Below are 10,600 nucleotides of genomic sequence, written 5' to 3' on the forward strand. Positions count from 1 at the left end.
CGTCTTGCATCGTCTGAAGGGCATCGCCCAAACGCTCGGGAGCGTGCTCGTCACGCTCATCGGGCTGGTTTTCGTCACCTTCATCATCGGCCGGGTGGTGCCGATCGACCCGACGATCGCGATCGTCGGCGATCACGCGCCGCCTGACGTGGTGGCCGCCGCACGGAAGGCGCTCGGGCTCGACCGGCCGCTGCCGGTGCAGTTCGTGATCTATCTGAACCATCTGCTGCATGGTGATCTCGGCCGCTCGGTGATGACCTCGCATCCCGTGACGCAGGACATCGCGCAGTATTTCCCGGCGACCGTGGAACTCGCCACGACGGCGATCCTCATCGCCATGCTGATCGGCATTCCGCTCGGCGTCTTCGCGGCTGCCCGGCAAGGCTCGATCTTCGACCAGGCGGTGCGGGTGCTGAGCCTTGCCGGCCAGTCCATCCCCGTCTTCGTGCTCGGCCTCATCGCGCTGCTCGTCTTCTACGTGAAGCTCGGCTGGGCGCCCGGCACCGGCCAGCAGGACGTGCTCTATGACGGAACGGTGCCGCGCGTCACCGGCATGCTGGTGGCGGATGCGATGATCGAGGGGGACTGGGGCGCAGTCTCCGATGCCGTCGCCCATCTTGCCTTGCCGGCCCTCGTCCTCGCCTATTTCAGCCTCTCCACCATCACCCGCATGACCCGCGCCTTCATGCTGGATGCGCTGGGCGGCGAATACATCGTGGCGGCGCGGGCCAAGGGCCTGTCGCCCGGGCGCATCCTGTGGCGCCATGCCTTCCGCAACATTGCGGTGCCGCTCATCACCGTCCTCGCCCTCGCCTATGCCGGGCTGCTGGAGGGGGCCGTCCTGACGGAAGTCATCTTCTCCTGGCCCGGCATCGGGCAATATCTCACCGTCTCGCTGCTGAACGCGGACATGAACGCCGTGCTGGGCGCGACGCTCGTCATCGGCTGCGTCTATATCGGGCTGAACATGCTGGCCGACCTCGCCTACAAGATCTTCGACCCGAGGGTGCGATGAGCACGCGGGACTGGCTGCTCTCGGACGCACCCGCCTCGCGCCGCCAGGCGGCCTGGGGGCGGCAGTACCGCCGTTGGCTGCAATTCCGCGCCAATGGCCTCGCCATGCTCGGCCTCGTCGTCGTGCTGCTGCTCGTCTTTGTCGCCCTCGCCGCCCCCCTGCTCGCGCCGCAGAACCCGGATGCGCAGAACCTCGCCGCCCGCCTGCAGCCGCCCTCGGCCGCGCATTGGCTGGGCACGGACGAGCTGGGGCGAGACCTGCTGTCCCGCCTCATCTACGGCACGCGCATCACCCTCGGCATGGTGGTCGCCGTGGTCGTCATCGTTGCCCCCATCGGCCTCGCCGTCGGCTCCATCGCGGGCTATGCCGGCGGCTGGATCGACCGCGTGCTGATGCGGGTGACGGACGTGTTTCTCGCCGTGCCGCAGCTCATCCTGGCCCTCGCCTTCGTGGCCGCGCTCAAGCCCGGCATCACCAGCGCCGTCATCGCCATCGCCCTCACCGCCTGGCCGCCCTATGCGCGCCAGGCGCGCGCCGATACCTTGCGCATCCGCAACAGCGACTTCATTGCCGCCGCTCGGCTGACCGGCGCTTCCGCGCCCCGCATCGTGCTGCGCCACGTCATCCCGCTCTGCCTCTCCTCCATGATCGTGCGCATGACGCTGTCGATGAGCGGCATCATCCTGACGGCCGCGGGGCTCGGCTTCCTCGGCATGGGCGCGCAGCCGCCGATGCCGGAATGGGGCACGATGATCGCGACCTCCCGCGGCTTCATCCTGGCGCAATGGTGGGTGCCGGCCACACCCGGCATCGCCATCTTCGTCGCCTCCCTCGCCTTCAACCTGCTGGGGGATGGCCTGCGCGACGTGTTGGACCCGAGGCAAAGCTGATGCTGGCACGGATCGAAAATCTGCGCGTGGGTTTCCGCACGCCGCAGGGTCTCTCGGAGGCCGTACGCGGCGTGTCGCTGACGGTCGGGCAGGAGAAGGTCGGCATCGTCGGCGAAAGCGGCTCGGGCAAGTCGCTCACCGCACGCTCCCTGCTGCGGCTGCTGCCGAAAAGCGCCGAGATCACCGCCGACCGGTTGGAGTTCGACGGCATCGACATCCGCTCGGCCTCCGAACGCAGCATGCGGCGCATTCGCGGCAAGCGCGCCGGGCTAATCCTGCAGGACCCGAAATATTCGCTCAATCCGGTGATGACGGCGGGTGACCAGATCGCCGAGGCCTGGGCCGCACACAAGAATGGCAGCCGGCGCGTGGCCGCCCAAGCGGCGGTCGATCTGCTGGCGCAGGTACGCATCCGCGATCCGGAGCGCGTCGCCCAGCTCTATCCGCACGAACTCTCGGGCGGCATGGGCCAGCGCGTGATGATCGCCATGATGCTGGCGCCTGACCCCGAACTGCTGATTGCCGACGAGCCGACGAGCGCCCTGGATGCGACGATACAGGCCGAAATCCTGAAGCTCATCGAGGATCTCGTCAGCAGCCGCGGCATGGGGCTGATGCTGATCAGCCACGACCTGCCGCTCGTCAGCCATTTCTGCGACCGCGTGCTGGTGATGTATGCCGGCCGCATCGTCGAGGAAGTGCGGGCGTCGGAGTTGCAGCGCGCCCAGCACCCTTATACGCGCGGCCTGCTGGCCTGCCTGCCCTCGCTTACCCACCCGCAGGACCGCCTGCCCGTCCTCACCCGCGATCCCGCCTGGAGTGCCGCATGATCTCCGTTCAGGATCTGCGCGTCCGCTTCGGCGCGCGCGAGGTGGTGCGCGGTGTGTCCTTTACCGTACCGGAAGGCGGCGCCTTCGGCATGGTGGGCGAAAGCGGCTCGGGCAAATCCACCATCCTGCGCGCAGTCTCCGGCCTCAATCCGGACTGGACGGGCAGGATGGCGATCGACAGCCAGCCGCTGACCCCACGCCGGCCGAAGAGCTTCTTCCGCCAGGTGCAGATGGTCTTCCAGGACCCCTATGGCTCGCTGCATCCGGGCCAGACGATCGACCGCGCGCTGGCCGAACCCCTGCTGGTCCACGGCATCGGCGAGGTGGAGGCGCGGATCGAACGGGCGCTGGCCGAAGTGGCCCTGCCGCAGAGCGTGCGCTTCCGCTTTCCCCATCAGCTCTCGGGGGGTCAGCGCCAGCGGGTCGCCATCGCCCGCGCCCTGATGGCCGAACCGTCCGTCCTGCTGCTGGACGAGCCGACCAGCGCGCTCGATGTCTCGGTGCAGGCGGAGGTGCTCAATCTGTTGAAGAGCCTGCAGGCGGCGCGCAACCTCACCTATGTGATGGTGAGCCACAACCTCGCGGTCGTCGCGCATCTCTGCCCGACGGTCGGCGTGATGCAGGCGGGCGAGATGGTGGAGGTGTTGTCGGCCGCGGATCTGCGCGCCGGGCGCACGCAGCACCCGCATACGACCGAGTTGCGGGCGCTGAGCGTCGACCTCGAAGACCCGGAAGACGCCGGCAGACCTATTTAGTTTCGTCATGGCAGGGCTTGACCCGGCCATCCACCCGGCTGGGCGCCTCAAAGGGTAGATCCCCGTGACAAGCACGGGGATGACGAGGGGTCACTCAACATGAAGGATATTGCCATGACCCGCTTCGCCCGCCTGCTGCTGACGAATGACGATGGCTTCGATGCACCCGGCATCCAGGTGCTGGAGCGGGTGGCGCTCAGCCTCGCCGACGAGGTGTGGATCGTGGCGCCGGATCACGACCAGAGCGGCGTCTCCCACGCGCTCAGCCTGCACAGCCCGCTGCGGGTGACGGAGCATGGGGTGCGGCGCTTCTCCGTCTCCGGCACGCCGGGAGATTGCGTGGCGATGGCCGCCCGCCGGCTGATGCCGGCGCCGCCGGATCTCGTGCTGTCCGGCATCAATCGCGGCGCCAATCTCGGCGTGGAGACGGTGTTTTCCGGCACGGTGGGCGCAGCGATGACGGCGCTGCTGCTCGGCCTGCCTGCGATGGCACTCAGCCAGGCTTTCACCGACCGCGCCGGCGTGCCCTGGGCAACGGCGGAGGCTCATGCGGCCACCGTGATCACCCAGTTCGCGGGCGGCAGCTGGTCCGAGCGCGCCATCCTCAACATCAATTTCCCGGATTGCGGGCCAGATGCGATCGGCCCCGTGACCCTCACCCGGCAGGGCGCCGGGCTGGTGGAAGATTTGCAAATCATCTCCGGCACGGATCCGCGCCAGATCGACTATCACTGGCTGAAGATCGCCCGCGCCGGGCGGGAGGACGAACCCGGCACGGAAGCGCATGCGCTGCGCGACGGCCGTATTGCCGTCACGCCCCTGCAGTTCGAGCGTACGAGCCGCGAAGCGCTGATCCAGCTTCAGGCCGAGCAGGGCCAGAGCACGTCAGACTGAGACGGAACGGAGGGTGGGCGTCGCAGAACGACGCCCGCCCTGCGGGTTTACGGCTGACCGCTGCCGCCGGCCGCACCATAGACTTGCCCATTGGCATAGCTCGCATCCTCGGCCGCAAGCTGGACGTAGATGGAGGCGAGTTCCACCGGCTGGCCCGGCCGGCCGAGCGGCGTCTTGCCGCCGAACTGCTCGAGCTTTTCCATCGTCGCGCCGCCTGAGACCTGCAGCGGGGTCCAGATCGGGCCGGGCGCGACGCCGTTGACGCGGATACCCTTGGGGCCAAGCTGCTTCGCCAGCGACTTCACGAAGTTCATCGTCGCCGCCTTGGTCTGCGCATAATCATAGAGATCGGGCGACGGATCATAGGCCTGTTCCGAGGTCGTCGCGATGATGGTGGCGCCGGGCGGCAGATGCGGCAGCGCCGCCTTGATGATCCAGAAAGGCGCGTAGATGTTGGTTTTCATCGTCGCGTCGAACTCCTCGGTCGTGATGTCGAGGATCGACTCGCGCGCCTGCTGCCGCCCGGCATTGCTGACCAGGATGTCGAGCCCGCCGAGTTGCTGCACGGCATCGGCCACCAGCTTCGTGCAGAAGCCCTCATCCCGCAGATCGCCCGGCAGGGCCACCGCCTTGCGGCCGGCGCGGCGGATCAGCTCCACCACCTCCTGCGCGTCCGGCTCCTCCGTCGGGTAGTAGTTGATGGCGACGTCGGCGCCCTCGCGGGCATAGGCGATGGCGGCCGCGCGGCCCATGCCGGAATCGCCGCCGGTGATCAGGGCGCGCCGCCCGGCGAGGCGGCCGGAGCCCTTGTAGCTGGTCTCGCCGTGGTCGGGCTTCGGGTCCATCTTGGAAGCAAGGCCGGGCCAGGGCTGAGACTGTTTGTGAAAGGGCGGCCGGGGATATTTGTCGGCCGGGTTTTGCAGCGCCGCCGCCGTCGCCTGCCCCTCGCTCTCCGCACGGGCAGAGGACATCGCGCCGCCCGCGGCAACCGCCGCGAGGCCGAGGCCAGCCCCACCCACGACATTGCGGCGCGACAGAGTTTTCTGTTCGTCCATGATCGTCTCTTTCTCGCTGAGTGCAGGGCGCAGGTGTCAACCACCGCCGTCTGCTTCAACCGGGCGCGCGCAAGCGTGTGCGGGTCGGGCTTCACAAGATGGGGCTTGGCGCGGGCAGCCCTTCGCGGGACAAAGGGTTCGGCATGGCGACGCAAGTGATGGACGAGGCGCAGACGGCACCGCCCGCATGGCATCTAGACACCGCCGAGGGGAGCAACCGGCTCACCCTCGCCGGGGATTGGACGGCAGCAGGCGCCCATCTGCCCCGTTTTCCGGCCGAAGGGCTGCGCGCGGCGCGGCCGGGCTTGCCCCTCACCTTCGACACCGCAGCGCTCGGCCGCTGGAACAGCGCCCTCGTCACCTTCCTGTGGCAAGTGCGACAGGCGGCGGGCGCGGCCGGTCTCCCGTTTCGGGAAGACGGGTTGCCGCTCTCCGCACGCAAACTGCTCGGCCTGCTGCCCGAGAGCGGGGCGCCGCCCGCCGCGGCGCGGCGCCGACCCTTTCGCCCCGTCACCGCCCTCGGCGCCTGGACGCTCGCGGCCCTCACAGAAATCGGCATCCTGTCCGAGCTTGCGGCGGCGAGCCTGTTCGGCAGCCTGCGCGCGGTGCTCGGCCGCAGCCGAATGCGTGGGGTGGATCTGCTCGCCAACCTGGCGGATGCGGGCCCGGCCTCGCTCCTCATCGTCAGCATCGTGAACTTCCTGCTGGGTGCCATCCTCGCCTTCGTCGGCGCCGTGCAGCTCGAGAAATTCGCGGCCGGCGTCTATGTCGCCAATCTCGTCGGCATCGCCATGGTGCGTGAGATGGCGGCGGTGATGACGGCGATCATCATGGCCGGGCGCACCGGCGGCGCCTATGCCGCGCGGATCGCCACCATGCTGGGCAATGAGGAGATCGACGCGCTGACGGTGACGGGCATTCCGGTCACCACCTACCTCGTCCTGCCCTCGGTCCTCGCCCTCGTCATCACCATGCCGCTGCTCTACCTCTATGCCTGCCTCATCAGCATGGCGGGCGGCGCGCTGGTCTCGGTCGCCATGCTGCACGTGACCCTCGCGGGCTACGTGCATCAGACGCTCGGCGCCGTGCCCCTCGATCAGTTCGTCTTCGGCTTCGTCAAATCCATCGTCTTCGCCGCCTTCATCGGCCTCGTCTCCTGCCGCATCGGCCTCAAGGCCGCGCGCAGTGCTGCGGACGTCGGCACCGCCACGACGCGCGCCGTCGTCGTCGGCATCGTCGGCGTCATCGCCATCGACAGTCTCTTCGCCGTGCTCGCCGATGTCATCGGCCTCTGACGCGCCCCCCCTGCTGACGCTGGAGGGCGTGACCCTCGCCTATGGGCCGAAGGTCATCCAACGCGACCTCTCGATGCGGGTGCGGCGTGGCAGCATCTTCGCCGTCATGGGCGGATCGGGCTGCGGCAAGAGCACCGTGCTGCGCAGCATGATCGGCCTGCTGCGCCCGGCCCAGGGCCGCTTCCTGGTGGACGAGACGGATTACTGGGCCGTGAGCGAGGCCGGCCGCGCGGCGATCGCGCGGGCCCGCTTCGGCGTGCTGTTCCAGAGCGGCGCCTTGTGGAGTTCCATGACAGTGGGCGAGAACGTGGCCTTGGCGATGCAGATGAACACGCAACTGGATGCCGCCTCGATCCGCGCGCAGGTGGAGATGAAGCTCGGCCTCGTCGGCATGCTGCATGCGATCGACCTCTATCCCTCCGAGCTTTCCGGGGGCATGAAGAAGCGGGCCGGGCTCGCCCGCGCGCTGGCGCTCGACCCCGACGTGCTCTTTTTCGACGAACCCTCCGCCGGCCTCGACCCCATCACCTCGGCCCGGCTCGACGATCTCATCCTCAACCTGCGCGACGGGCTGGGGGCCACCATCGTCATCGTCAGCCACGAATTGCCGAGCCTCTTCGCCATCGCCGATGACGGCATCTTCCTCGATGCCGTCACGAAACGTCCCATTGCCCATGGATCGCCCACCGCCTTGCGCGACGGCAGCGACGACCCACAGGTGCGGGCCTTCATGCGCCGCGAAGCGCAAGCCGAACGCTGAGAGGGAGACTGGCCATGGCCAACCGGCAGACCATGACGGGCGCCTTCGTCCTTGGCGGCATCGTGCTGGCCCTGGGCGCCATCCTGCTCTTCGGCAAGGTCAACCCCTTCGTCAAACCCGTGCAGGCGGTGGTGATCTTCCAGGGCTCGGCCTCTGGCCTGTCGGTGGGTTCGCCCGTCACCTTTCGTGGCGTGCGGGTGGGCTCGGTCAGCAACATCTCCCTCGAATTCGATCGCAGCGCCTATGCCGCCTATATCCCGGTGACGCTCGATCTTCAGCCTGGGCGCGTGCGCCTGGCCAATGACAGCACACCCTTGCAAATCCCCGATCTCATCCGCCACGGGCTGCGCGCCGAGGTCAATCTGCAGAGCTTCGTCACCGGGCAATCGCAGATCGACCTCGATTTCGACCGCAGTTCTCCCGCCATTCTTCACCCCGGCTTCACCACCCTGCCGGAGATTCCGGCCAAGCAATCGGTCATCCAGAAGGCGCAGCAGACGCTTGCCCAGCTACCGCTGAAGGAGTTGGCAGACAACGCCCAGGCCTCGCTCGCGAGCATCCGCACGCTGGCCGACAAGCTCGACCAGGATCTGCCGCCGCTGATCGCGAGCGTGCAGCAGACCTCGGACCATTCGCGGGCGCTCGTGGATGCGACGGCGAAGACGCTCGCCGCCCTGCAAGACCAGCTGACGACGACGCTGCAGGGCGTGGACAGGCTGACCAGCGCCAGCACGGAGCAGATCACGGCGCGCGGCGCCGACCTGCAACGTCTCCTGGTCAACACCAATGCGACGGTGCTCCAGGCGAAGCAGACCCTGGCCGATCTGCACCAGATCACCTCGCCGCGGTCTGACGAGCGGGCCGATCTGCAAGCCATCCTGAGCGACCTCGCGGCGGCGGCCGCCGCCATGCGCGGCTTCGCGAGCGACATCGAACGCAATCCGCAACTTCTGCTGACGGGACGCAAGCCATGAGGACTCCACGCATCGCGGCCCTGGCGCTCGCCCTCCTCATGAACGCCTGCGCCGCGCCGCCCCTCACCCTCTATACGCTCGGCGCGCCCGCGGTCGCCGTGGGCGCGGGCGGCAATCCGGCCGATGCGCCGACGCTCGAGGTGCGTCGCGTCGCCCTGCCCGACTATCTCGATAGCCAGGACATCGTGACGCGCAACGGCCAGGTGATCATCCGCAGCAGCACTGGGCGCTGGGCGAGCCGGCTGTCTCTGGGTGCGACCGATCTCATCGCGGCCCGCCTTGCCGCCGCGCGACCCGATCTGTTCGTGACCGACCAGCCCGTGCAGGGGCCGGTCGCCTGGCGCCTCTTCGTCGCGATCAGCCGGCTGGACGTGAGTGCGGCCGGCGAAGGAGCGATCACCGCCTCCTGGACGTTGCAGCCACGCGATGCCGGTCGGGCCGAGATTCGCGACCGCACCAGTGTCACGCTACAAGGCCCGACGGCGACGGATGCGGAGGTGGCGGCGCTCACCAGCCGCCTGCTCGATGCCGTGGCCGCGGCCATCACCGCCGATCTCGCCCGTGCCCCCAGATCAGGAGCCTCAGCATGACCGAAACTGCATTCCGCGCGAGCCTGTCCGCCGCTACCCCGCCGCCGGGGCTCTCTCCCGCCCTGCTGGCGCTGTGGTGGGCAGGGCGGGGGGATTGGGAGGCCGCGCATGAGGTGGTGCAGGCGCATGAGGGCGAGGCCGATTGCGACCTGGTGCACGCCCATCTCCACCGCCAGGAAGGCGATGCGATGAATGCCCGCTACTGGTACAGGCGCGCCGGCCGCCCCGTGCCGGCCGTGGCGCTTGCCGAAGAATGGGCGGCACTCGTCACGGAGATGCACCCGAGGGGTCGCTGATTCGGCTCCTGGGCAAAGACGAAGAAACGGTAAAGGAGGCCGCGCCAAAAGCCGAAAAACTGAGCCTCGCATGGCTGCTTATCGTTTCGCCTGAGCGGGGAAAACTGGGGGGTGATCGCGCGAATGAGAGCACGACAGCTCCGCCACCCGCCCCAGGAACAGGATAGGCCCCCCATGGCGTCCATCACGAGCCTCTCGCCCTCCCAGATCGCCGCCCTGCCGACGAGTTCGATCGCGGCGCTGACGACTGCCAACATCTCCCTGCTGACGACGGCGCAGGTCGCGGCCCTCACCTCTTTGCAGGTGCCGGCTCTGGGAACCTCTGGGGTGACGGCGCTCGGGACGAATTTCGACTCCCTGACGAGTGGCGCGCTCACTGGCCTCACCTCGGCCGAAGCGAGCGTGCTCGGCACGGCGGCCATCTCCGGCCTCAGTTCCTCGCAGCTCGGGGCACTCACCACGGCCGCGATCTCGGGCCTCGGCGGCAATTTCTCCGCCGTCACCAATACGGCGATCTCCGGACTGAGTTCCGCGCAGGTCGCGGCACTGTCCACGGCGGAAGCGACCGTCCTCACCTCCGGCCAGGCCGGCGCGCTGAGTGCCACCCAGATCAAGGGGCTCACCTCCGCCGATCTCGGCAAACTCGCGACGGGGGCCGTCACCGCCCTCAGCACGGCGGCCGTCGGGGCTCTGACCACCGGCGCGCTCGCCGGTCTCACCACGGCGCAAGCCGCGGTGCTCAGCACCGGGCAGGTAGCGGCTCTCGGTTCGGCCCAGGTGGCCGTGCTCGGCACCGCCGATACCTCCGCGCTCGGCACCACCTTCGACTCGCTCACCACCGCGGCCCTCACCGGCCTCACCTCGGCCGAAGCGAGCGTGCTCGGCACGGCGGCCATCTCCGGCCTCAGTTCCTCGCAGCTCGGGGCACTCACCACCGCCGCGATCTCCGGCCTCGGCGGCAATTTCTCGGCGGTCACCAATACGGCGATCTCCGGACTGAGTTCCGCGCAGGTCGCCGCGCTGTCCACCGCTGAAGCCGCCGTCCTCACCTCCGGCCAGGCCGGCGCGCTGAGTGCCACCCAGATCAAGGGGCTGACCTCCGCCGATCTCGGCAAACTCGCCACCGGCGCCGTCACCGCCCTCAGCACCGCGGCCGTCGGGGCTCTGACCACTGGCGCGCTCGCCGGCCTCACCACGGCGCAAGCCGCGGTGCTCAGCACCGGCCAGGTGGCCGCCCTCGGTTCGG

General features: G+C 68.9%; 12 protein-coding genes. 11 read left to right on the top strand and 1 reads right to left on the bottom strand.

Going from position 1 to position 10,600, the window contains the following annotated elements; all coding sequences use genetic code 11:
- Positions 1 to 4 precede the first annotated feature (4 nt).
- The 5 genes from ACYQ6W_RS15650 to surE all read left to right on the top strand — a co-directional run bounded on the left by ACYQ6W_RS15650 (position 5) and on the right by surE (position 4,384).
- Positions 5 to 1,015: an ABC transporter permease gene (locus ACYQ6W_RS15650; RefSeq protein WP_459676607.1), complete on the top strand. Its 1,011-nt coding sequence runs from the start codon at positions 5 to 7 to the stop codon at positions 1,013 to 1,015.
- The gene (locus tag ACYQ6W_RS15655) at positions 1,012 to 1,905 is read left to right on the top strand and encodes an ABC transporter permease (protein ID WP_459676608.1); all 894 of its coding nucleotides are present in this window, start codon (positions 1,012 to 1,014) and stop codon (positions 1,903 to 1,905) included. The genes ACYQ6W_RS15650 and ACYQ6W_RS15655 overlap by 4 nt, the downstream gene beginning before the upstream one ends.
- Positions 1,905 to 2,735 (top strand): ABC transporter ATP-binding protein, encoded by an 831-nt coding sequence (locus ACYQ6W_RS15660; protein ID WP_459676609.1) that lies wholly within the window; start codon positions 1,905 to 1,907, stop codon positions 2,733 to 2,735. The genes ACYQ6W_RS15655 and ACYQ6W_RS15660 overlap by 1 nt, the downstream gene beginning before the upstream one ends.
- Positions 2,732 to 3,490, top strand: coding sequence for an ABC transporter ATP-binding protein (locus ACYQ6W_RS15665; RefSeq protein WP_459676610.1), 759 nt, complete (start codon positions 2,732 to 2,734; stop codon positions 3,488 to 3,490). Before ACYQ6W_RS15660 ends, ACYQ6W_RS15665 begins: the two co-directional genes overlap by 4 nt.
- A gap of 114 nt (positions 3,491 to 3,604) precedes the next feature.
- Complete coding sequence (gene surE / locus ACYQ6W_RS15670) at positions 3,605 to 4,384, top strand: 5'/3'-nucleotidase SurE (RefSeq protein WP_459676611.1); 780 nt, start codon at positions 3,605 to 3,607, stop codon at positions 4,382 to 4,384.
- 47 nt (positions 4,385 to 4,431) lie between these two features.
- On the opposite strand, the gene ACYQ6W_RS15675 is transcribed toward surE, so the two are convergent.
- Positions 4,432 to 5,439: an SDR family oxidoreductase gene (locus tag ACYQ6W_RS15675; protein ID WP_459676613.1), complete on the bottom strand. Its 1,008-nt coding sequence runs from the start codon at positions 5,437 to 5,439 to the stop codon at positions 4,432 to 4,434.
- 143 nt (positions 5,440 to 5,582) lie between these two features.
- Here ACYQ6W_RS15675 and ACYQ6W_RS15680 point away from each other — a divergent pair, with 143 nt between their 5' ends.
- The 6 genes from ACYQ6W_RS15680 to ACYQ6W_RS15705 form a co-directional block, all read left to right on the top strand.
- Positions 5,583 to 6,734 (top strand): ABC transporter permease, encoded by a 1,152-nt coding sequence (locus ACYQ6W_RS15680; RefSeq protein ID WP_459676614.1) that lies wholly within the window; start codon positions 5,583 to 5,585, stop codon positions 6,732 to 6,734.
- Positions 6,718 to 7,494, top strand: coding sequence for an ABC transporter ATP-binding protein (locus ACYQ6W_RS15685; RefSeq protein ID WP_459676616.1), 777 nt, complete (start codon positions 6,718 to 6,720; stop codon positions 7,492 to 7,494). Before ACYQ6W_RS15680 ends, ACYQ6W_RS15685 begins: the two co-directional genes overlap by 17 nt.
- A 14-nt stretch (positions 7,495 to 7,508) precedes the next feature.
- Positions 7,509 to 8,468: an MlaD family protein gene (locus ACYQ6W_RS15690; RefSeq protein ID WP_459676617.1), complete on the top strand. Its 960-nt coding sequence runs from the start codon at positions 7,509 to 7,511 to the stop codon at positions 8,466 to 8,468.
- Positions 8,465 to 9,058 carry a PqiC family protein gene (locus tag ACYQ6W_RS15695; protein ID WP_459676619.1) on the top strand — a complete coding sequence of 198 codons (594 nt, stop codon included), beginning with the start codon at positions 8,465 to 8,467 and terminating at the stop codon, positions 9,056 to 9,058. Before ACYQ6W_RS15690 ends, ACYQ6W_RS15695 begins: the two co-directional genes overlap by 4 nt.
- The gene (locus ACYQ6W_RS15700) at positions 9,055 to 9,354 is read left to right on the top strand and encodes a hypothetical protein (protein ID WP_459676620.1); all 300 of its coding nucleotides are present in this window, start codon (positions 9,055 to 9,057) and stop codon (positions 9,352 to 9,354) included. Before ACYQ6W_RS15695 ends, ACYQ6W_RS15700 begins: the two co-directional genes overlap by 4 nt.
- 174 nt (positions 9,355 to 9,528) lie before the next feature.
- The coding region (locus ACYQ6W_RS15705) for a hypothetical protein (protein ID WP_459676621.1) at positions 9,529 to 10,600 on the top strand (1,072 nt) is incomplete at its 3' end.

The organism is Acidisoma sp. 7E03, assembly GCF_054665075.1.

Bases quoted from the DNA above. Each gene is read 5' to 3' on its own strand.
- ACYQ6W_RS15655 (WP_459676608.1), top strand. From the start codon at position 1,012: ATGAGCACGCGGGACTGGCTGCTCTCGGACGCACCCGCCTCGCGCCGC.
- ACYQ6W_RS15660 (WP_459676609.1), top strand. From the start codon at position 1,905: ATGCTGGCACGGATCGAAAATCTGCGCGTGGGTTTCCGCACGCCGCAG.
- ACYQ6W_RS15665 (WP_459676610.1), top strand. From the start codon at position 2,732: ATGATCTCCGTTCAGGATCTGCGCGTCCGCTTCGGCGCGCGCGAGGTG.
- surE (WP_459676611.1), top strand. From the start codon at position 3,605: ATGACCCGCTTCGCCCGCCTGCTGCTGACGAATGACGATGGCTTCGAT.
- ACYQ6W_RS15675 (WP_459676613.1), bottom strand. From the start codon at position 5,439: ATGGACGAACAGAAAACTCTGTCGCGCCGCAATGTCGTGGGTGGGGCT.
- ACYQ6W_RS15680 (WP_459676614.1), top strand. From the start codon at position 5,583: ATGGCGACGCAAGTGATGGACGAGGCGCAGACGGCACCGCCCGCATGG.
- ACYQ6W_RS15685 (WP_459676616.1), top strand. From the start codon at position 6,718: ATGTCATCGGCCTCTGACGCGCCCCCCCTGCTGACGCTGGAGGGCGTG.
- ACYQ6W_RS15690 (WP_459676617.1), top strand. From the start codon at position 7,509: ATGGCCAACCGGCAGACCATGACGGGCGCCTTCGTCCTTGGCGGCATC.
- ACYQ6W_RS15695 (WP_459676619.1), top strand. From the start codon at position 8,465: ATGAGGACTCCACGCATCGCGGCCCTGGCGCTCGCCCTCCTCATGAAC.
- ACYQ6W_RS15700 (WP_459676620.1), top strand. From the start codon at position 9,055: ATGACCGAAACTGCATTCCGCGCGAGCCTGTCCGCCGCTACCCCGCCG.